This window comes from Streptomyces sp. NPDC016469 (assembly GCF_040632905.1).
Taxonomy (GTDB): domain Bacteria; phylum Actinomycetota; class Actinomycetes; order Streptomycetales; family Streptomycetaceae; genus Streptomyces.
The window spans coordinates 41036-60808 of sequence record NZ_JBEYCQ010000036.1; the positions used below are offsets into that span (position 1 = coordinate 41036).

The window sequence follows — 19773 nt, forward strand, 5'->3', positions numbered from 1 at the left end:
CAGGGCTGCTCCAGACGGAGAGCTACGCGCGTGCGGTGTTCCGCACCGATGTGCCCGCTCTGACCGAGGAGGAAATCGAGCAACGCATCGCGACAAGGGTCGACCGTCGCGAGATCCTGTTGCGTAAGCAGCCGCCAACGGCCAGCTTCATCATCTCCGAGGCGATCCTGATCGACCGCCTAGGCGGTGATGATGTGTACGCCGAGACCTTGCGGCACCTGCGCAACTGTGCCGACATCCCCGGAATTGCCATCCAGATCATGCCTCTCGGCAGAAGGACGCACGCAGGCCTCTCCGGCCCGTTCATTCTTCTGGAGACCCCAGACCACCAGCGTCTCGCCTACACCGAGACACAGCGTGGCAGTCAGCTCATCTCGGCCCCGGATGAAGTGAGCATCCTGGAACGCAAATATGCGATGCTGCGGACGCAGGCCCTCAACACCGAAGAAACAAGGGCTCTGTTGGACAGGTTGCTAGGAGAGTTATGAGCGCCGCACACGAGTGGTTCAAGTCCAGCTACAGCAGCGACGAGGGTGGCGCCTGCCTCGAAGTCGCCTACGACTGGAGGAAGTCGAGCTACAGCAGCGAGCAGGGCGGCGCCTGCGTAGAGATCGCCTCCCACCCCTCCGCCGTCCACGTCCGCGACTCCAAGAACCCCGAGGGCCCCACGCTCACCCTCGCCCCCACCACCTGGACGGCCTTCGCCGCGCACCTCGGCTCCTGAGCGAGCGGCAGGCAGGGGTTCAGCGGGCCCTCAGCTGCTCGCGGAGCCGTCGCACGTGGTCCTGGACGTCGCACCCGGCGCGGGAATCCTCGGGTGCCGGATCGACGGCGGGGCCCCGGGCGCTCCGGAGGCAGGGCCCACACAGCCCGTCGCGGAACACCTCGGCCCTCCCCAGCGCACCGCAGTCCGCGCACTCGACCATCAAGCGCCGGGCCGGAGCGTCCTGCGCGGCGGGAAGGTACGGCGGAAGCTTGTCGAGGAGTCGGCGACGGACGAAACCCACGGGTGAGTCGACGGCTTCGGGAAGCCCGGCGGTGAGGGCGCGACTGAGGTAGTCCGCGTCCACACCGCGTGCGAACCACTGGGCGGCCAACTGCTCCAGCGTCGCGCAGTCGGCGGCGGAGAGCGCCAGTCGCGCATCGGTACGGCCCAGCCCTGCCAGGGCGAGGTACGCGGGTGACGGGCCCTGCGGCTCCTCGGCGCGCTGCTTCGGAAGGACCGGGGCCTCCACCGCTTCCGTGGCGGCGGGTTCGGCCGGAACCCAGGGCGGCGGGTCCACGGGCGCCACCGCCGGCTGCGGTGCGCAGCGGCTCTCCTCGGTGGCGAGGAAGGCGGTCCACCACTCGTTGTCCCGGGCCGTGCGCGACCAGAAGGTGCGGGTGACCCAGCGGATGGACTCGCCGTCACCGACCGCGCAACGGACCTGGCGCAGATGACCGGCGACGGCCAGGGCCCGCAACGCGCTGCCGACGGCCATCTGCCCGTACAGGGGCTGGCACTTGGCCAGGGACTTGATGCTCATCGCCGCGCCGTCGGGAAGACGGTCGACGTAACCCGCGATGTACCGCTCCCGCTCGGGCAGGAACGCGAAGTCGTCGGCGGTGGGCGGGCGCTGGCCCGGGACGGCTCGCTTGCCGTAGCCGGGACTGGCCTTCGGATACGGGGCAGAACGCGAGGGGGACGGCAGGGCGGGGCTAAGGTTTTGGGTAGCCACAGGATCGATCCGTTCTCTCAGCGATCTTGAGGTGAGACCCCGGCCGGTGCGACCAACACCGCGCCGGGGTCGCTTCGTCTGGCGGCACCGTAAGCAGCCGCGACGCCGGGTCGCAAGTCGGTCACGAATAGTCACACTTGCTCGTCGTGACGGGGTAGGGAGGGCGGGAAGGTTTCCCCACCCCCTTCTTCTGCCTACCGGTTGTACGACAGCGCTCGACCCTCGAAGCCCGAACCCCGACGCCCGGTTCCCGAGCCCCGAGACTCGGGCGGAGCGCCCTCCCCGTACACACGAAAAGAGGAACGGGACCGTTCCGGGGCTCGCGTCCCGAGACCCGAGCCTCCTTCCAGGCCCTGCCGCCGGCGACAGCTGGAAGGTATACTTTTCTCCACACTTGATATACACGAGAGGTGCACCATGACTCGGACAGTGATCGACCTCGACGACGAGTTGGTGGCGGCCGTAGCCAAGGCCCTTGGGACCAGCACGAAGAAGGAGACGGTCAACACGGCCTTGCGCGAGGTGCTGGAGAACAGGCGGCGTGCACTGGCTCTGACCCGTCTGCGCGCAGCGGCCACCGAAGGCGCGTTCGACCTGGCGCTCTTCGAGGACAAGCGGAACTACCGCCGGTGAACGCCGCTCTCTACCTGATCGACACCAGCGCGCTCGCCCGGTTCATGCGGAGCGGCGCGGAGCAGCACGGCTGGGACCAGGCTGCGGCCGCCGGGCTCATCGCCACGTGCCCCATCACCGAGCTCGAGTTCTTCTACAGCGCCCGCTCCGCCGCCGACCGGGCACGCGGCATCGAGGACGTCCGCCTCATCTTTGGCTGGGTCCCGGTTGACGACCGGGCCTACGACCGGGCCTCGCAGGTTCAGGAGGCCCTCACCAAGCAAGGCAAGCACCGCAGCGCCGGTACGGTGGATCTCGTCGTCGCCGCGACGGCCGAATTGCAGGGGTTCACCCTGCTGCACTGCGACCACGACTTCGAGTGCATTGCCGCAGTGACCGGGCAACCCCTCCAGTGGTACGGGCCCGAGCGGCGCAAGTAGCCGAAGAAGCCGAAAGAGCACCGCCCGACCATCAGCCCCGCAGCCGCTGCGCGACCTCCGTCGCCCAGTACGTCAGGATCAGCTGGGCGCCCGCGCGGCGGATGCCCGTCAGGCTCTCCATGATCGCCGCGTCGCGGTCGATCCAGCCCTTCTCGGCGGCGGCCTCGATCATCGCGTACTCGCCGCTGATCTGGTACGCGGCCACCGGAACGTCCGACGCCTCCGCGACCTTCGCCAGGATGTCCAGGTAGGGGCCGGCCGGCTTGACCATGACCATGTCCGCGCCCTCTTCGAGGTCGAGCGCCAGCTCGCGCAGGGACTCGCGGATGTTGGCCGGGTCCTGCTGGTACGTCTTGCGGTCGCCCTTGAGCGAGGAGCCGACGGCCTCGCGGAACGGGCCGTAGAACGCCGAGGAGTACTTCGCGGTGTACGCGAGGATCGAGACGTCCTCGTGGCCCGTCTGGTCGAGCGCGTCGCGGATGACGCCGACCTGGCCGTCCATCATGCCGCTGGGGCCGACCACATGGGCGCCCGCGTCGGCCTGGACCTGGGCCATCTCCGCGTACCGCTCCAGGGTCGCGTCGTTGTCGACGCGGCCGTCCTCGGTCAGCACGCCGCAGTGGCCGTGGTCGGTGAACTCGTCCAGGCACAGGTCCGACATGACGATGAGGTCGTCGCCGACCTCCTCGCGCACCGCGCGCAGGGCGACCTGGAGGATGCCGTCCGGGTCGGTGCCCGCCGTACCCCGGCCGTCCTTCTTCTCCTCCAGCGGGACGCCGAACAGCATGATCCCCGAGACCCCGGCCGAGACCGCCTCGACGGCCGCCTTCCGCAGGGTGTCCAGGGTGTGCTGCCGTACGCCGGGCATGGCCGAGATCGCGACCGGGGCGTCGATGCCCTCGCGGACGAACGCGGGCAGGATCAGGTTGGCCGGGTCGAGCCGTGTCTCGGCGACCATCCGCCGCATCGCGGGGGTCGTCCGCAGCCGACGGGGCCGCGAGCCGGGGAAGTTTCCGTACACAGTCATCCTTCGAGACTAGACCCGCGCGCCCCACGCTCTTACCGACACCGGCGCCGGGAAAGTGCCCGGAAAGCGACGGGGCCCGGCCGCCTCCGAAGAGGTGGCCGGGCCCCGCGTCACAGCACCGCTCAGGTCGTCGTGCGCCGCCTGCGCGCACCCGGACGCCGCTCGCTGGGCCGGGTCACCGGGTCACCGGCCTCCCGCGCCGCGTCCCGGCGCCGCGCGCCGAACTCCGCCAGCGCCTCGGCCAGCTTGTGCACCGAGGGCTCCGGCGAGAGGACGTCCACGCGCAGCCCGTGCTCCTCGGCGGTCTTCGCCGTGGCGGGGCCGATGCACGCGATGACCGTCACGTTGTGCGGCTTGCCCGCGATGCCGACCAGGTTGCGCACGGTCGAGGACGAGGTGAAGAGCACCGCGTCGAAGCCGCCGCCCTTGATCGCCTCGCGGGTCTCGGCCGGCGGCGGCGAGGCGCGGACCGTGCGGTACGCGGTGACGTCGTCGACCTCCCAGCCGAGCTCGATCAGCCCGGCCACCAGGGTCTCGGTGGCGATGTCGGCACGCGGCAGGAAGACGCGGTCGATCGGGTCGAAGACCGGGTCGTACGGCGGCCAGTCCTCGAGGAGACCGGCGGCGGACTGCTCGCCCGACGGCACCAGGTCCGGCTTCACGCCGAAGTCGATCAGCGCGGCGGCGGTCTGCTCGCCGACCGCGGCGACCTTGATCCCCGCGAAGGCCCGGGCGTCGAGCCCGTACTCCTCGAACTTCTCCCGGACGGCCTTCACGGCGTTGACGCTGGTGAAGGCGATCCACTCGTACCGGCCGGTGACCAGGCCCTTGACCGCCCGCTCCATTTGCTGGGGCGTGCGCGGCGGCTCGACGGCGATCGTCGGCACCTCGTGCGGCACGGCGCCGTAGGACCGCAGCTGGTCGGAGAGCGAGGCCGCCTGCTCCTTCGTACGCGGCACGAGGACCTTCCAGCCGAACATCGGCTTGGACTCGAACCACGCGAGCTGGTCGCGCTGGGCGGCGGAGCTGCGCTCCCCGACCACGGCTATGACCGGCTGGTGTCCCTCGGGCGAGGGGAGCACCTTGCCCTGCTTGAAGACCTGGGCGATCGTCCCGAGGGTCGCCGTCCAGGTGCGCTGGCGCGTCGTCGTGCCGCCCGCCGTGACGGTCAGCGGGGTGTCGGGCTTGCGGCCCGCCGCGACCAGCTCACCGGCGGCGGCGGCCACCGCGTCGAGCGAGGTGGAGATGACGCACGTGGCGTCGCTCGCGCCGACCTCGCTCCAGCAGCGGTCGCTGGCCGTACGGGCGTCGACGAACCGGACGTCCGCGCCCTGCGCGTCCCGCAGCGGCACCCCGGCGTACGCGGGCACCCCGACGGCGTTCGCGACGCCCGGGACGACCTCGAAGGGGATGCCGGCGGAGGCGCAGGCCAGCATCTCGGCGGCGGCGTTCCCGTCCAGGCCGGGGTCTCCGGCCACGGCGCGGACGACCCGCCTGCCGCCCTTCGCGGCCTCCATGACAAGATTGGCGGCATCCCTGAGAACGGGCACGCCGGCAGGTGTTGACTGCGCGTCAACAACCGCCAGCTCAGGGGTGCTTACCCCTGCCCGCGCATGGCAGCGGACGACGCCGAGAACATCCGGTTCGGCGACAAGGACGTCCGCGCTCGCGAGCGCCTCGACGGCGCGCAGGGTCAGCAGTCCCGGGTCGCCGGGACCGGCGCCGAGGAAGGTGACGTGCCCTGCGGAGTGGACCGGGAAATCGGATACGGCGGGGCCGGTGGGGCTCAAAGTGCTCGCTCCCCCATAAGACCGGCCGCACCCTTGGCAAGCATCTCGGCCGCGAGTTCGCGACCGATCGCCGCCGCGTCGTCGTGCGACGTGGGAACGGGACCGGTGGTGGACATCTGCACCAGCGAGGCACCGTCGGTGGAACCGACGACACCGCGCAGGCGCAGTTCGTTGACAGCCTGACCGTCGGCCAGGAGGTCGGCCAGCGCACCCACGGGTGCGGAGCAGCCGGCCTCCAGGGCGGCGAGCAGGGCACGCTCGGCGGTCACGGCGACCCGGGTGTACGGGTCGTCGAGCTCGGCGAGCGCGGCGGCGAGGTCGGCGCTGCCGGCAGCGCACTCGATCGCCAGTGCTCCCTGGCCGGGAGCGGGCAGCACGGTGTCGACCGACAGGAAGTCGGTCGCCTCACCGCTTCGGCCCAGACGGCTGAGCCCGGCCGCGGCGAGAACCACCGCGTCCAGCTCGCCGCTGCGTACGAACCCGATCCGGGTGTCGACGTTGCCGCGGATCGGAACGGTCTCGATGTCGAGGCCGTGGCTTCGGGCGTACGCGTTGAGCTGGGCCATGCGCCGCGGCGAGCCGGTGCCGACGCGGGCGCCGGACGGCAGCTCCGCGAAGGTCAGCCCGTCCCGGGCGATCAGCACGTCGCGCGGGTCCTCGCGCACCGGCACGGCGGCCAGCACCAGGCCCTCGGGCTGCGCCGTCGGCAGGTCCTTGAGCGAGTGGACGGCGAAGTCCACCTCGCCGCGCAGCAGCGCGTCGCGCAGCGCGGCGACGAACACGCCGGTTCCGCCGATCTGCGCCAGGTGCTCCCGGGAGGTGTCCCCGTACGTGGTGATCTCCACGAGTTCGACGGCGCGCCCGGTCACCTCGCTGACCGCATCGGCGACGTGGCCGGACTGGGCCATGGCGAGCTTGCTGCGCCTGGTCCCCAGTCGCAGGGGTGGGTTGTCGGTCATGACCGCCCTCGATTCGGGTCGTTCAGGTCTGCCCGGGAGACGGCGGCGACCGTCTGCGGGTCGAGGTCGAAGAGTTCGCGCAGCGCGTCCGCGTACCCGGCGCCGCCGGGCTCGCTGGCGAGCTGCTTGACCCGCACGGTGGGCGCGTGCAGGAGCTTGTCGACCACGCGGCGCACGGTCTGCGTGATCTCGGCGCGCTGCTTCTCGTCCAGGTCGGGGAGGCGCCCGTCCAGCCGGGCGATCTCGTCCGCGACCACGCCGGCGGCCATCGTGCGCAGGGCGACGACGGTCGGGGTGATGTGGGCGGCGCGCTGGGCGGCCCCGAAGGCGGCGACCTCGTCGGCGACGATGGTGCGCACCTGGTCCACATCGGCGGCCATCGGGGCGTCGGCCGACGCCTCCGCGAGCGACTCGATGTCGACGAGGCGCACACCGTCGAGGCGGCCGGCCGCCACGTCGATGTCGCGCGGCATGGCGAGGTCCAGCAGCGCCAGGCGCTCGGGTCCGGTGGACTGGGCCGGGATCAGGCCGCTCGCCGGATCGGGCACGTGGTCGAGGCCGAGCGCACCGGCGACGGCCTGGGCGGTGAGCACGAGTCCGGTGGCACCGGTGCAGGAGACGGCGATGTCGGCACGTGTCAGTTCGCCGGTGACCTCGGCCATCTCCACGGCCCGGGCGCGCACCCCCGTACCGCCGGGCTGGTTCAGGATCTCGACCAGGCGGTCGGCGCGGGCCCGGGTGCGGTTGGCGACGGCGATCTCGGCGACGCCGGAGCGGGCCAGCGTCGCGGCGGCCAGCGAGGACATGGAGCCGGCGCCGATGACGAGGGCGCGCTTGCCCTTGGCCCAGGCGGCGGTGTCGGGGCCGTCGGCGAGCTGTTCCAGGCCGAAGGTGACGAGCGACTGCCCGGCCCGGTCGATCCCGGTCTCGCTGTGGGCGCGCTTGCCGACGCGCAGGGCCTGCTGGAAGAGGTCGTTGAGCAGCCGCCCCGCGGTGTGCAGCTCCTGGCCGAGGGCGAGCGCGTCCTTGATCTGGCCGAGGATCTGGCCCTCGCCGACGACCATCGAGTCGAGCCCGCAGGCCACCGAGAACAGGTGGTGGACGGCCCGGTCCTCGTAGTGCACGTAGAGATACGGGGTCAGCTCGTCGAGCCCGACGCCGCTGTGCTGGGCGAGGAGCGTGGACAGCTCGGCGACGCCCGCGTGGAACTTGTCCACGTCGGCGTACAGCTCGATGCGGTTGCAGGTGGCGAGGACGGTGGCCTCGGCGGCGGGCTCGGCGGCCAGGGTGTCCTGGAGCAGCTTGGCCTGGGTGTCGGCGGCCAGCGAGGCGCGTTCCAGTACGGAGACGGGGGCGCTGCGGTGGCTCAGACCCACGAGGAGCAGGCTCATGCCGGCATCACGGCGGGCATGTCCCCGTCGGGTCCCTTCCGGCCGGTGGTGGTGGCGCGCACGGGCGGCGCGGCCGGGTCGGGCGCGGTGTCGACGCCCTCCTCACCGGCCTTGCGCTGCTCGTGGAAGGCGAGGATCTGGAGCTCGATGGAGAGGTCCACCTTGCGCACGTCGACGCCCTCGGGCACGGAGAGGACGGTCGGCGCGAAGTTCAGGATCGAGGTGACCCCGGCGGCGACGAGCCGGTCGCACACCTGCTGGGCGGCGCCGGGCGGGGTGGTGATCACGCCGATGGAGACGCCGTTCTCGCTGATGATGCGGTCGAGGTCGTCGGCGTGCTGGACCGGGATGCCCGCGACGGGCGTACCGGTCATCGCCGGGTCGGCGTCGATGAGCGCGGCGACGCGGAAGCCGCGGGAGGCGAAGCCGCCGTAGTTGGCGAGGGCCGCGCCGAGGTTTCCGATGCCGACGATGGCGACCGGCCAGTCCTGGGTGAGGCCGAGCTCGCGCGAGATCTGGTAGACGAGATACTCGACGTCGTAGCCGACGCCGCGCGTCCCGTACGAGCCGAGATAGCTGAAGTCCTTGCGCAGCTTCGCGGAGTTGACCCCCGCAGCCGCGGCGAGCTCCTCGGAGGAGACCGTGGGGACCGAGCGCTCGGAGAGCGCGGTCAGCGCGCGGAGATACAGCGGAAGTCGGGCGACGGTGGCCTCGGGAATTCCTCGGCTACGGGTCGCCGGTCGGTGATTTCGGCCAGTTGCCACGGTGCTCCTGCGGGATGAGCGGGGCTTTAGGCGGCCGTATGTCCCAAGACCGCCCCGTCGAATGCAGGCTATGTCTTTGTGAACGCGTGCACAAAGATTGTGTCCGATTTGTCCGGTCAACGTGACCGGGGTCACGCACATCCGTCGCGCGATCCAGGAACCATGGATCGCATCAGCCCGTTGCAGGCCCGAAGGGGGCAAAGCGGTGCACACTCCTCACGACTACGCCCCCGAGACCACTCAAAACGCCCACGATGGTAACCGGGTTTCCCTCAGGAAAGCAGCGCGCTGCGCAGTCGCGCCGGGTCGACCCGCCAGAACGTGTGCTGTTCGTCATCCACGAGCACCACCGGGATCTGCTCCCAGTACTCCCGGTACAGCTCCTCGTCCCGGGTGATGTCCTTCTCCTCCCAGGAGGCACCGGTCTCCTCGCAGACCGCCCGGACCACCGCGCGGGCGTCGTCACAGAGGTGACAGCCCGGCTTCCCCACCAGGGTCACCACACGCTCGGCGGGGTTCTTCTTCCTACGACGCAGCAAGGCACTCATACCTCTCATTCTCGGCCCTGTCCCGGAGCCCGCGGACACCAGGAGTTCACACCACGGCACCCCGGCGGAACCGGAACGACCGGGCCGACTGGCTATGCTCGACCGCATGGCCGCTCTTGGATGGCTCACCCCCCGCAGGCGCTCCGCCACCGCTCGCAGCGTGCTGGCCGGCGAGGCGGCGGCGGAGGCCGCGCGGAAGTCCTCGCTGGAAGCCGAATCCGCCGAGGAGACCGCACCGGAGGAGCCCGAGTTCCCCGTCGTCGGCGACGAACGGGCCGCCGCCTTCTTCGACCTCGACAACACCGTGATGCAGGGCGCCGCACTGTTCCACTTCGGCCGCGGCCTGTACAAGCGGAAGTTCTTCGAGCGCCGCGAGCTGACCCGCTTCGCCTGGCAGCAGGCGTGGTTCCGGCTGGCCGGTGTCGAGGACCCGGAACACATGCAGGACGCCCGCGACAGCGCGCTGTCCATCGTCAAGGGCCACCGCGTCTCCGAGCTGATGTCGATCGGCGAGGAGATCTACGACGAGTACATGGCCGACCGCATCTGGCCCGGCACCCGCGCCCTGGCGCAGGCCCACCTGGACGCCGGCCAGCGGGTCTGGCTGGTCACCGCCGCCCCGGTGGAGACCGCCACGATCATCGCCCGCCGGCTCGGACTGACCGGGGCGCTCGGCACGGTCGCCGAATCGGTCGACGGGGTGTACACCGGACGCCTGGTCGGCGAACCCCTGCACGGGCCCGCGAAGGCCGAGGCGGTCCGCGCCCTGGCGGCGGCGGAGGGCCTGGACCTGGCGCGCTGCGCCGCGTACAGCGACTCGCACAACGACATCCCGATGCTGTCGCTGGTGGGCCACCCGTACGCGATCAACCCGGACACCAAGCTCCGCAAGCACGCCCGCGCCCGCGACTGGCGGCTGCGCGACTACCGCACCGGCCGCAAGGCGGCCAAGGTCGGCATCCCGGCCGCCGCCGGCGTCGGCGCCCTCGCGGGCGGCACGGCCGCGGCCGTCGCCCTGCACCGCCGCCGCCGCTGACCTCCCGCCGCATCCCCGCTGACTCTCCGCGACTCTCCGCGCCTGCGTGCGTCAACACGGCACACCCTTTTCACCGGCCACAACCCGTCGCGCCCGCAGACAGATTCCGAAGCGATTCGATCAACAAGCGGCCACGACGTGCGACTTGATGCATCGAAAAGTTGGCACAGAAGCGACGCAATCGATGATTTGTGCAACTGGGCGTAGCGCGGCCTGTACGAAGCGTTATTCTCCTCAGACGCATTCCGGACCCGCCACTCACTACGACGAGTGATGGTTTCGCACTGCTCGTGATGGAAGCTCTGCCTCTGGGAGTCCCGTGTACCCACACGTCGGGGTTGACGCCTCGGGCCTGGCTACGCTGCGCGCATCAGTAGCCGAACGCATGCGCGGCTTCGTCCCCACCGCGTACGCCGTACCCGCATTCGCCACCCCTGCACCTGCCGGCCCCTGCTACGCCCTGGCCGAACGCGCCGCGGCGGTCGGAAGACGCGGCAACCGCGGGGCGGCGACCGCCGCCCCCGTCCGGCGGCCCGCCGCCGACAGCGACAGCGCGCGCATGATGGAGCTCGTCGAGCGCGCCCAGGCCGGCGAGGCCGACGCCTTCGGACGCCTCTACGACCAGTACAGCGACACGGTCTACCGATACATCTACTACCGCGTGGGCAGCAAGGCGACGGCGGAGGACCTCACCAGCGAGACCTTCCTGCGCGCGCTGCGCCGCATCTCCACGTTCACCTGGCAGGGCCGCGACTTCGGCGCCTGGCTGGTCACGATCGCGCGCAACCTGGTCGCCGACCACTTCAAATCCAGTCGTTTCCGGCTGGAAGTGACCACCGGCGAAATGCTCGACGCCAACGAGGTCGCCCGCAGCCCCGAGGACTCCGTCCTGGAATCCCTCTCCAACGCCGCGCTCCTCCAGGCCGTGCGCCGCCTCAACCCCCAGCAGCAGGAGTGCGTGACCCTGCGCTTCCTGCAAGGGCTCTCCGTCGCCGAGACCGCCCGCGTCATGGGCAAGAACGAGGGCGCGATCAAGACCCTCCAGTACCGCGCCGTCCGCACCCTCGCCCGGCTCCTCCCGGACGATGCCCGCTGACGGCTCCCCCCGCCGGGCCGGCCCCGGCGTCGCTCTCATCACGCACTGGTCCGATCATCTTTCGTGCGTAACCCAAGTGCCGCGCCACTCGTTGTGCCGGTTGCAGGCCCCCTGTCGTCACACCATGTCCGCAGACGCTCACTCGATCGTGTGGATGCGCTCAAGGTGTGCAACCTTCCGGATCCCCAGGGGAGTCGACCGTCATGACGAGAGGAGGTGCCGCCAGTGATCGCAAACGTTTCGGCACACCGGCGGGCGAACGCCTTCGCCCAGGCCCTGGAGGAGCAGTCGCTCCGCGGTGCGGCGGCCGTACAGCCCGAGGACCCGGCCGAACAGGCCGACCAAGGACCGCTGTTGGCCCTGGCGAACGGCCTCGGTGAACTGCCGAAGCCGCAGTTGGACCCCGAGGTCAAAGTGGTGCAGCGAGCCCAGCTCGTCGCCGCCATGGAAGCCATGTTCGCCGAGGGGGGCGCGTCCGCGGACCCTACGGTGCCCGAACAACGGAGCAGGGGCAGCCACCGCGCCTCCCCGCTCCGCAAACTGCGCCCCAGATCCCGCTGGTCCAAGGGCCTTGCCGCCGGCGGGCTCACCGTCGGGGTGGCCGCCGGCGCCTTCGGCGGAGTGGCCGCCGCCAGCTCCGACGCCCTCCCCGGTGACTCGCTCTACGGCCTGAAGCGCGGCATGGAGGACATCCACCTCGGCCTCACCCGCGACGACACCGACCGCGGCGAGATCTACCTCGACCAGGCGTCCACCCGCCTCGGCGAAGCCCGCCGCCTGATGGAGCGCGCCCGCACGGGCCACCTCGACCACGAACAGCTCGGCGAGATCAGGCGCACCCTCAACGGCATGTCGCACGACGCCACCGAGGGCCACCGCCTCCTCCACGCCGCGTACGAACGGGACGGCGCCCTCGGCCCGATCCAGACCCTGGACTCCTTCTCCCGCTCCCACCGCGCCACCTGGAGCAGCCTCCGCGACCGCCTCCCCGTCCAGCTGACCGACGTGGGCAACCAGGTCAGCTCGGTGTTCGACGCCATAGACGAAGAGGTCGCGCCGCTCCAGTCGCTGTTCCCGCGCGCCCCGGAGAAGGGCCCCGAGTCCCGCCGCTCCGGCTCCACCGGCACCGGTGCGGCCCCCTCCACCGACGCGCACACCCCGTCGCCCTCGTCCTCCCCCAGCCACAGGGACGGCGGTACGGGCTCCAGCTCCTCGCCGCGCCCCTCGGACGCCGGCTCCAGCCCGGCCGACGGTCTGATCGGCGGCGGCACGGACGGCCTCCTGGACCCGCCGTCCCCGGACGCGACCGGCCCCTCCGACGCGGCCCCGAGCGCGACACCGTCGCCGGACATCACCATCCCGCCGCTGCTCCCGGGCCTCATCGGCGGTCTCGGCATCGACGCCGAGGACGAACGGGGCTGACCCGGCGGCCGCACGGTGCGGCGGCGGTCAGAAGAAGACCGACCGCCGCTGCACCAGCAGCTTGTACAACGTGTGCTGGATCTGCTCCCGCACCTGGTCCGTCAGGTTGAACATCAGCATCGGGTCCTCCGCCGCCTCCAGCGGATACCCGTCCGTCGGGATCGGCTCACCGAACTGGATCGTCCACTTCGTCGGCAGCGGCACCGCCCCCAGCGGCCCCAGCCACGGGAACGTCGGCGTGATCGGGAAGTACGGGAAACCCAGCAGCCGCGCCAGCGTCTTCGCGTTCCCGATCATCGGGTAGATCTCCTCCGCGCCCACGATCGAGCACGGCACGATCGGCACCCCGGCCCTCAGCGCCGTCGACACGAAGCCGCCCCGCCCGAAGCGCTGGAGCTTGTACCGCTCGCCGAACGGCTTGCCGATCCCCTTGAAGCCCTCCGGCATCACCCCGACGACCTCGCCCTTGCGCAGCAGCCGCTCCGCGTCCTCCGCGCACGCCAGCGTGTGGCCCGCCTTCCGGGCCAGCTCGTTGACGACGGGCAGCATGAAGACCAGGTCCGCCGCGAGCAGCCGCAGATGCCGGTCCGCCGGGTGGTGGTCGTGCACCGCGACCTGGAGCATCAGCCCGTCCAGCGGCAGCGTCCCGGAGTGGTTGGACACGATGAGCGCCCCGCCCTCGGACGGGATGTTCTCGATGCCCTTCACCTCGACCCGGAAGTACTTCTCGTACACCGGCCGCAGCAGCGACATCAGGACCTGGTCGGTCAGCTCCTCGTCGTAGCCGAACTCGTCCACGTCGTACTCGCCGGTGACCCGCCGCCGCAGGAACGCGAGCCCGCCCGCGATCCGCCGGTCCCAGGCGCCCCGCCCGGACGCGTCGCCCTCGCCCGGTTCCCCGGGCTCCGGCGCGGCGTCCTGGCCGCCCGAGGGCCCCGGCAGGGCGCTCACCGACCCCGTGCCGCGTACCGGAGACCGCCGGCGAGCGGCGCGCGGCGCGCCCCCCGACCGCGAACGGTCGTCGTCGAACGGAATGACCTTGGCATCCGTCATCGTCGCTGCGCTCCTCTACCTGGCGCTCGGAGTCGGGTGGGTGTCGCCGCCGGAGCCGCCGGAGCCCCCGGGCCCGGCGATCCGGGGCACGCTCGCGGCCACACGGTCCACGGCCCTGCCCACCGCGCGGGGCGGCAGCAGTCCCGGCGCGCGGCTGCGCGCGAAGGCCGCGAACGTCTCCCCCGTCGTGTAGGTGGGCGAGAACCCCAGCGTCTCCCGCATCTGGACCGTGGAGACCACCCTGCCATGGGTGAGCAGCCGGATCTGCTCGGGCGAGAAGTCCGTCATGCCGACCGCCCGCAGCGCCTGCCCGACCCAGGTGACGGCGGGCAGCAGCATCGGCACCGTCGGCCGTCCCAGCCGCCGCGCGCACTGGGAGAGCAGCAGCACCCCGTCGCCCGCGATGTTGAACGTGCCGCTGTTCAGCGTCCCGCGCCTGGGCTCGCTCGCCGCGATGCCCAGGACGTCCATGACGTCGTCCTCGTGCACGAACTGGAGCCGGGGGTCGTACCCGAAGACGGTCGGCAGCACCGGCAGCGACAGATAGTCGGCGAGCGGCGAGTCCGCGTCGGGCCCCAGGATGTTCGCGAACCGCAGCACGCACACGGCCACGTCCGGCCGGCGGCGGGCGAAGCCCCGTACGTACCCCTCGACCTCGGCCGCGTCCTTCGCGAAGCCGCCGCCGGGCAGCGACTTGGGCGGGGTGGTCTCGTGGAAGACCGCAGGATCCCGGGGCGCCGAGCCGTACACACCGGTGCTGGACTTCACCACGAGCCGCTGCACGGCCGGGGCCTTCTGGCAGGCGCCGAGCAGCTGCATGGTGCCGATGACGTTGGTCTCCTTGACCGCCGTACGCCCCTGGGCCCCGAGCGCGAAACCGCTGACGTCCAGGTGCACGACGGTGTCCACGTGGTGCTCGGCGAGCACTCTGGCGACGGCGGGCCCGCGGATGTCCGCCCGTACGAAGACGGCGTCGCCCAGCTCGTGCTCCGGCTCGACCACGTCGAGCGCGATCACCCGCTCCACGTCCGGATCACGCTGGACACGCCGGACGAAACGGCCCCCCAGCTGCCGGGCCGCTCCCGTGACGAGCACGACCTTCCCCAAGATCAGCGCCTTCCGTCGGTCTCCCGTATTCGGTCGGTCAGGACGTCACCGTAACCGGTGGACACCCCCGCACACAGCACCGCAGCCCTCCCGCCGGGAACGGCGGAAGGGCTGCGGATTCACGAACTGCGTTCGCTTACTTCTTGTTGCGACGCTGAACGCGCGTGCGCTTGAGCAGCTTGCGGTGCTTCTTCTTGGCCATCCGCTTGCGCCGCTTCTTGATAACAGAGCCCACGACTACCCTCGCTCACTTCTTCTTCACTGGTGCGGGGCGTCTGGGCCCACACGACCTACGTCGGCCTAGCCTACCCGCCACCGCGTGAGGGACGTAATCCGAGGGGAATGTCAGGCCGATGCCACCCCCACGAAGGACTCGCGCAGATACTCGTGAACCGCTTGCTCCGGCACCCGGAAGGACCTGCCCACCCGGATCGCCGGCAGATGACCGCTGTGCACCAGGCGGTACACGGTCATCTTCGACACCCTCATGACCGAGGCGACTTCCGCCACGGTCAGAAACTTGACCTCGTTCAGAGGCCTCTCGCTGTCAGCAGCCATGACTCACCTGTACCTTCCGCACGAGACGCGCACCGGCTTCCCCTCCGGTGACTCTTCGTCGTTGTGCGCTCACTCCCCAGGTTAGGGGCGGGTGATGCGAGTGGGGAAGAGGAGAGACGATCGGCCGCTACTGTGACAGACACGCCCGATTGAGTACATAGCGCGTGAGCGGCAGGTAGTACGCGGACCGCACCGCGTCGTCCAGCGGAACGGCCACCGACACCCGCCCCTCGGCCTCCCCGACGAACAGCGCGGGATCGTCCGTATCGGCCAGCCCGATCGCCTCGATGCCCAGCTGACCTGCCCCGCAGACCCATCCGTGGTCCCCGACGACCAACTCCGGAACGGGCCCGCACCCGGCCGCCGCGGCCTCCAGCGCGACCCGCACGGGCAGCGGCGAATGGGAGTGTGCGCCGGTGCCACCACCGGCCACCCCCGCGCCGGGTTCACGCACCAGCGCGACACCCCGTACGTAGTCGAGGTTGTACGTGCGTACGCCAAACCGAGTCGTTATGTCGATACATCGCCCCTGCGCCGGGGTGAGAACAGGGCAGCCCGCCGACGACAAAGCGTCTGCCAGCGCCGCGTAGAAACCGATCAGCCGGTGCGGATGCCCCGTTCCGAACAGCACCGGCGCCCGCCGGGCCGCCGCATCCGCCAGCCGTACGGCGAACGCGTCGAGCCCCGCCACCGTCCGCTCCGGATCGATGACATCGGGCCCGGACACATGCGCGGGATCGTCCGAGACCCCGCACCTGTCCGCCATCAGCTCCAGCAACTCGCGCTCGCCCCAGCCCCGTTCGGGGTCGAGGCCGAGCGTCACCCGGGGGTCCCTGGCCGCGAACAGCCGATAACTCCGCAGGCTCACCTCACGCGAGGTGGCCACGGGCCCGGCCAGCCGGGCCGCCAGCAGATGCGCACGCAGCGCTCCGGTGCTCAACACCCCACCGATGCTGCCCCACCCGGCCCGCCCAGGGGCCAAAAGCCCGATTACGCCCCACAGTCGGCGTAAACCGTGCTCGCCCCCGTAACCCGGAGGGCTCTCCGTGCCCGGATCAGGCCCTCCGTGCCGGGATCAGGCCCTCCGTGCCGGGATCAGGTCAGCAGCCCCCGCAGCGGGAACGCCGCCCGCCGCGTCGCGAGGACCGCCTGGTCCAGCCGGTCCGCCGGGTCGTACCCGTCCTCCCACGCCGACCACGACGGCGTCCGCCCGTCCGTCATCCGCGCGGGCCCCAACTGCCGCGTCCGCGCGTACACCTCGTCCCGCCACGACGACGGGATCACCGCCTCCGGGTCCACCGGGGCGTGCGCGGCGATGCCCACCAGGTGCGTCCAGGACCTGGGCACCACGTCCACCACCGCGTAGCCCCCGCCGCCGAGCGCCACCCAGCGACCGTCGTCGGCGTACGTGTGCGCCAGGTCGTGGCAGGCGGCCATCACCGAGCGCTGCGCGTCCAGCGACACCGCCAGATGCGCCAAGGGGTCCTCGAAGTGCGTGTCCGCCCCGTGCTGGGTCACCAGCACCTGCGGCCGGAAGTCCGCCAGCAGCTCGGGCACCACCGCGTGGAACGCCCGCAGCCACCCCGCGTCCCCGGTCCCGGCCGGCAGCGCCACGTTGACCGCCCCGCCCTCGCCGCTCCCCGCACCGGTCTCCTCCGGCCAGCCGGTCTGCGGGAACAGGGTGCGCGGGTGCTCGTGCAGGGAGACCGTCAGGACGCGGGGGTCCTCCCAGAAGGCGGCCTGCACGCCGTCGCCGTGGTGGACGTCGACGTCGACGTACGCGACGCGCTCGGCGCCCAGCTCCAGGAGCCGTGCGATGGCGAGCGCCGGGTCGTTGTACACGCAGAAGCCGGCCGCGCCGCCGGGCATCGCGTGGTGCAGCCCGCCGGTGAAGTTCACGGCGTGCCGGGTCTCGCCGCGCCAGACCGCCTCGGCGGCGGCCACGGACTGCCCGGCGATCAGCGCGGACACCTCATGCATACCGGCGAACGCGGGGTCGTCCACGGTCCCGATGCCGTACTTCTGGTCGGCCGAGCGAGGGTCGGCGGACGCGGCCTTCACCGCCGCCACGTAGTCCGGGCGGTGCACGAGCCGCAGTGTGGAGTCCCCGGCCGGCTTGGCCGCCACCACGTCGACCGCCCGGTCGAGGCCGAACGCCCGCACCAGGCCCATCGTCAGGGCGAGCCTGACCGGGTCCATCGGGTGGCTCTCCCCGAAGTCGTAGCCCGTTACTGCGTCATCCCACATCAGCTGTGCGCGGCCGCTCATGCCCGCCACCGTATCGGGCGGGTTCCGCGCCGAACGACTTGGCGTACAGGAGCGTCGCCAGCACCAGCACCATCGGGACGAGCATGGCTCCCCGGTAGCTCCAGGCGTCCCCGAGCGCCCCGACGAGCGGGGAGCCGACGAGGAAGCCCACGTAGTTGAAGATGTTCAGCCGGGCGATCGCGGTGTCGCTCGCCCCGGGGAACATCCGCCCGGCCGCCGCGAAGGTCTGCGGCACGATCACGCACAGCCCGAGCCCGAGCAGGGTGAACCCGAGCATCCCGGTCCACGCCCCGCCGGCCACGGCCACCACGGCGAACCCGCCCGCCGCCAGCACGGTCCCGCCCCGCACCACGGCCACCGCCCCGAACCGCCGCACCCCGAGGTCCCCGACCGCCCGCCCCAGCAGCGTGGTCACCATGTAGACGTTGTACGGCACGGTGGACAGCTGCTCCGAACTGCCCAGCACGTCCTGGAGGTACTTCGCGCTCCAGTTGGAGACCGTCGAGTCCCCGATGTACGCGAACGCCATGACCAGGCACAGCGGCAGCAGCAGCCGGAAGGAGACCGACCGGGCCGCCCCCTTCTCCGGCTCGGTCCCCGGTGTCCCGTCGGCGCCCTCGACGTACCACCGGCTCGCGACGAACGCCGCGGGCAGCATCACCACGACCGCCGGAAGGTACGAGGCCGTCAACGACAGGTCCCAGTGGGCCCCGGCCCAGGCCATCGAGGCGCCCGCGATCCCGCCCAGGCTGTACGCGGCGTGGAACCCGAGCATGATGGAGCGCCCGTACGCCCGCTGGAGGCTGACGCCCATCATGTTCATGGACGCGTCCAGCGCGCCGACGGCCAGCCCGAACACCCCGAGCGCGAGGGCGGCCTGCCAGAGCTCGCTGCCGGCGCCGACGCCGAGGAGGGCGAGGAGGACGACGGGCTGCGTCCACCGCAGGACCACCCGCGGCCGTACCCGGGCGACCACCTTCTCGGTGAGCACACTGCCCACCCCGGCCAGGATCGGGACGGCGGCGAGGAACACGGGCAGCAGGCCGTCGGATATCCCGTACCGGTCCTGGATGGCGGGGATCCGCGTCACCAGCAGGGCGAAGGTGGCCCCCTGCACGAAGAAGCTCAACGCGAGTGACGCTCTGCCGTGCCGCAACCGTGCATCTGTCATGGCGGCGAGCGTAGGGCCAGTTTCTACCCGTGGGTAGACGCGTCAGGCAAGCAATTCCGGCAGCTGGCTCATGTCGGAGAAGTACCCGGTCACACCGGTCAGCCGGTCCGCGGGCATCATCGACGTGAACCCGTAGACGTCCATGCCGGCGGCCCGGGCCGCCTCGACCCCGAGCGGGCTGTCCTCGATGACGACGCACCGCTCGGGCGCGACGCCCATGCGCTCGGCGGCGAGGAGGAAGAGGTCGGGCGCCGGCTTGCCCCGGCCGACGTCCTCGGCGCTGAAGATCCACTCCTCCTCGAACCACTGGTCGAGCCCGGTCTTCCGGTGGCTGACCCGGATGCGCTGGTGGCTGCTGGAGGAGGCGACGCAGTACGGGACGCCGTCGGCGACCAGCTTGCCCAGCAGGTCATCGACGCCGGGGACGGGCTCCAGCTCCTCTTCGAACGCGGCGAAGATCCGCGAGTGGAGGGTGACGTCGAAGTCCTCGGGCAGCTTGGTCCCGGTCCGCTCCTGGACGAGGTCGTGGACGCGGTGCACGGCGGACCCCATGTAGTCCCGCAGGGACTCCTCGTACGAGGTGGGGTGGCCCAGCTCCGTGAGGTAGCCGGCCAGGATGGTGTTGGAGATCGGCTCGCTGTCCACGAGCACACCGTCGTTGTCGAAGATGACAAGTTCGTAGCGCATGGCACGACTTTAGAGGGTCGGAACGCGAAAAAGCCCCGTGCCACAAGGGCACGGGGCTCTTCCTAAAAGGAGTTCGGCGGCGTCCTACTCTCCCACAGGGTCCCCCCTGCAGTACCATCGGCGCTG

Annotated in this window: 22 protein-coding genes; 7 read left to right on the plus strand and 15 right to left on the minus strand. The window is 71.4% G+C overall.

What is annotated here, in order from left to right:
* Positions 1 to 488 (plus strand): DUF5753 domain-containing protein (locus ABZ565_RS30535; RefSeq protein WP_361033960.1); only part of this gene is annotated, 488 nt, incomplete at its 5' end.
* Positions 485 to 724, plus strand: coding sequence for a DUF397 domain-containing protein (locus tag ABZ565_RS30540; RefSeq protein WP_361033963.1), 240 nt, complete (start codon positions 485 to 487; stop codon positions 722 to 724). The genes ABZ565_RS30535 and ABZ565_RS30540, both read left to right, overlap by 4 nt.
* 19 nt (positions 725 to 743) lie before the next feature.
* Here ABZ565_RS30540 and ABZ565_RS30545 read toward each other — a convergent pair whose 3' ends face one another.
* Positions 744 to 1718, minus strand: a complete 975-nt coding sequence (locus tag ABZ565_RS30545) for a MarR family transcriptional regulator (RefSeq protein WP_361033966.1) — start codon at positions 1716 to 1718, stop codon at positions 744 to 746.
* Between the two features lie 417 nt (positions 1719 to 2135).
* Between ABZ565_RS30545 and ABZ565_RS30550 the strand changes: the two genes are divergently transcribed.
* Both ABZ565_RS30550 and ABZ565_RS30555 read left to right on the plus strand, forming a co-directional pair.
* On the plus strand, positions 2136 to 2351 hold the full coding sequence (locus ABZ565_RS30550) for a type II toxin-antitoxin system VapB family antitoxin (protein ID WP_361033969.1): 216 nt from the start codon (positions 2136 to 2138) through the stop codon (positions 2349 to 2351).
* On the plus strand, positions 2348 to 2770 hold the full coding sequence (locus ABZ565_RS30555) for a PIN domain nuclease (RefSeq protein WP_361033972.1): 423 nt from the start codon (positions 2348 to 2350) through the stop codon (positions 2768 to 2770). Before ABZ565_RS30550 ends, ABZ565_RS30555 begins: the two co-directional genes overlap by 4 nt.
* A 31-nt stretch (positions 2771 to 2801) precedes the next feature.
* Here ABZ565_RS30555 and hemB read toward each other — a convergent pair whose 3' ends face one another.
* The 6 genes from hemB to ABZ565_RS30585 form a co-directional block, all read right to left on the minus strand.
* Complete coding sequence (gene hemB / locus ABZ565_RS30560) at positions 2802 to 3797, minus strand: porphobilinogen synthase (RefSeq protein WP_361033975.1); 996 nt, start codon at positions 3795 to 3797, stop codon at positions 2802 to 2804.
* A gap of 122 nt (positions 3798 to 3919) precedes the next feature.
* Entirely contained in the window at positions 3920 to 5587 is a 1668-nt protein-coding gene (locus ABZ565_RS30565) for a uroporphyrinogen-III synthase (RefSeq protein ID WP_361033978.1), read from the minus strand.
* Positions 5584 to 6546, minus strand: a complete 963-nt coding sequence (gene hemC / locus ABZ565_RS30570) for a hydroxymethylbilane synthase (protein WP_361033981.1) — start codon at positions 6544 to 6546, stop codon at positions 5584 to 5586. The genes ABZ565_RS30565 and hemC overlap by 4 nt, the downstream gene beginning before the upstream one ends.
* Complete coding sequence (locus ABZ565_RS30575) at positions 6543 to 7937, minus strand: glutamyl-tRNA reductase (protein ID WP_361033984.1); 1395 nt, start codon at positions 7935 to 7937, stop codon at positions 6543 to 6545. The genes hemC and ABZ565_RS30575 overlap by 4 nt, the downstream gene beginning before the upstream one ends.
* Positions 7934 to 8701 carry a redox-sensing transcriptional repressor Rex gene (locus tag ABZ565_RS30580; protein ID WP_361033987.1) on the minus strand — a complete coding sequence of 256 codons (768 nt, stop codon included), beginning with the start codon at positions 8699 to 8701 and terminating at the stop codon, positions 7934 to 7936. The genes ABZ565_RS30575 and ABZ565_RS30580 overlap by 4 nt, the downstream gene beginning before the upstream one ends.
* A 272-nt stretch (positions 8702 to 8973) precedes the next feature.
* Complete coding sequence (locus ABZ565_RS30585; RefSeq protein WP_093708273.1) at positions 8974 to 9249, minus strand: glutaredoxin family protein; 276 nt, start codon at positions 9247 to 9249, stop codon at positions 8974 to 8976.
* Between the two features lie 106 nt (positions 9250 to 9355).
* Here ABZ565_RS30585 and ABZ565_RS30590 point away from each other — a divergent pair, with 106 nt between their 5' ends.
* From ABZ565_RS30590 to ABZ565_RS30600, 3 genes are all read left to right on the plus strand, one after another.
* Positions 9356 to 10285, plus strand: a complete 930-nt coding sequence (locus ABZ565_RS30590) for an HAD-IB family hydrolase (RefSeq protein ID WP_361033990.1) — start codon at positions 9356 to 9358, stop codon at positions 10283 to 10285.
* A gap of 319 nt (positions 10286 to 10604) precedes the next feature.
* Positions 10605 to 11381 carry an ECF subfamily RNA polymerase sigma factor, BldN family gene (locus ABZ565_RS30595; protein ID WP_361033993.1) on the plus strand — a complete coding sequence of 259 codons (777 nt, stop codon included), beginning with the start codon at positions 10605 to 10607 and terminating at the stop codon, positions 11379 to 11381.
* A gap of 225 nt (positions 11382 to 11606) precedes the next feature.
* Complete coding sequence (locus ABZ565_RS30600) at positions 11607 to 12803, plus strand: DUF5667 domain-containing protein (RefSeq protein WP_361033996.1); 1197 nt, start codon at positions 11607 to 11609, stop codon at positions 12801 to 12803.
* 27 nt (positions 12804 to 12830) lie between these two features.
* Here the strand turns inward: ABZ565_RS30600 and ABZ565_RS30605 are convergent, their stop codons facing one another.
* The 8 genes from ABZ565_RS30605 to ABZ565_RS30640 form a co-directional block, all read right to left on the minus strand.
* Positions 12831 to 13856, minus strand: a complete 1026-nt coding sequence (locus ABZ565_RS30605; RefSeq protein ID WP_361033999.1) for a lysophospholipid acyltransferase family protein — start codon at positions 13854 to 13856, stop codon at positions 12831 to 12833.
* Positions 13857 to 13871: 15 nt separating this feature from the next.
* Positions 13872 to 14963 (minus strand): NAD-dependent epimerase/dehydratase family protein, encoded by a 1092-nt coding sequence (locus tag ABZ565_RS30610; RefSeq protein ID WP_361034002.1) that lies wholly within the window; start codon positions 14961 to 14963, stop codon positions 13872 to 13874.
* A 136-nt stretch (positions 14964 to 15099) separates the two neighbouring features.
* Positions 15100 to 15198, minus strand: a complete 99-nt coding sequence (locus ABZ565_RS30615) for an AURKAIP1/COX24 domain-containing protein (RefSeq protein WP_003948845.1) — start codon at positions 15196 to 15198, stop codon at positions 15100 to 15102.
* Between the two features lie 110 nt (positions 15199 to 15308).
* Positions 15309 to 15521, minus strand: coding sequence for a helix-turn-helix domain-containing protein (locus ABZ565_RS30620; RefSeq protein ID WP_018525026.1), 213 nt, complete (start codon positions 15519 to 15521; stop codon positions 15309 to 15311).
* A gap of 127 nt (positions 15522 to 15648) precedes the next feature.
* A complete protein-coding gene (locus ABZ565_RS30625; protein ID WP_361034005.1) occupies positions 15649 to 16464 on the minus strand; it encodes a phosphatase in 816 nt (271 codons plus the stop codon).
* A 152-nt stretch (positions 16465 to 16616) separates the two neighbouring features.
* Positions 16617 to 17789, minus strand: coding sequence for an acetoin utilization protein AcuC (locus ABZ565_RS30630; protein ID WP_361034008.1), 1173 nt, complete (start codon positions 17787 to 17789; stop codon positions 16617 to 16619).
* On the minus strand, positions 17758 to 18960 hold the full coding sequence (locus tag ABZ565_RS30635; RefSeq protein ID WP_361034011.1) for an MFS transporter: 1203 nt from the start codon (positions 18958 to 18960) through the stop codon (positions 17758 to 17760). The genes ABZ565_RS30630 and ABZ565_RS30635 overlap by 32 nt, the downstream gene beginning before the upstream one ends.
* Positions 18961 to 19002: 42 nt before the next feature.
* Positions 19003 to 19647: an HAD family hydrolase gene (locus tag ABZ565_RS30640; RefSeq protein ID WP_018104380.1), complete on the minus strand. Its 645-nt coding sequence runs from the start codon at positions 19645 to 19647 to the stop codon at positions 19003 to 19005.
* Positions 19648 to 19773 lie beyond the last annotated feature (126 nt).

Bases quoted from the DNA above. Each gene is read 5' to 3' on its own strand.
- ABZ565_RS30540 (WP_361033963.1), top strand. From the start codon at position 485: ATGAGCGCCGCACACGAGTGGTTCAAGTCCAGCTACAGCAGCGACGAG.
- ABZ565_RS30550 (WP_361033969.1), top strand. From the start codon at position 2,136: ATGACTCGGACAGTGATCGACCTCGACGACGAGTTGGTGGCGGCCGTA.
- hemB (WP_361033975.1), bottom strand. From the start codon at position 3,797: ATGACTGTGTACGGAAACTTCCCCGGCTCGCGGCCCCGTCGGCTGCGG.
- hemC (WP_361033981.1), bottom strand. From the start codon at position 6,546: ATGACCGACAACCCACCCCTGCGACTGGGGACCAGGCGCAGCAAGCTC.
- ABZ565_RS30575 (WP_361033984.1), bottom strand. From the start codon at position 7,937: ATGAGCCTGCTCCTCGTGGGTCTGAGCCACCGCAGCGCCCCCGTCTCC.
- ABZ565_RS30585 (WP_093708273.1), bottom strand. From the start codon at position 9,249: ATGAGTGCCTTGCTGCGTCGTAGGAAGAAGAACCCCGCCGAGCGTGTG.
- ABZ565_RS30590 (WP_361033990.1), top strand. From the start codon at position 9,356: ATGGCCGCTCTTGGATGGCTCACCCCCCGCAGGCGCTCCGCCACCGCT.
- ABZ565_RS30605 (WP_361033999.1), bottom strand. From the start codon at position 13,856: ATGACGGATGCCAAGGTCATTCCGTTCGACGACGACCGTTCGCGGTCG.
- ABZ565_RS30620 (WP_018525026.1), bottom strand. From the start codon at position 15,521: ATGGCTGCTGACAGCGAGAGGCCTCTGAACGAGGTCAAGTTTCTGACC.
- ABZ565_RS30630 (WP_361034008.1), bottom strand. From the start codon at position 17,789: ATGAGCGGCCGCGCACAGCTGATGTGGGATGACGCAGTAACGGGCTAC.
- ABZ565_RS30635 (WP_361034011.1), bottom strand. From the start codon at position 18,960: ATGACAGATGCACGGTTGCGGCACGGCAGAGCGTCACTCGCGTTGAGC.
- ABZ565_RS30640 (WP_018104380.1), bottom strand. From the start codon at position 19,647: ATGCGCTACGAACTTGTCATCTTCGACAACGACGGTGTGCTCGTGGAC.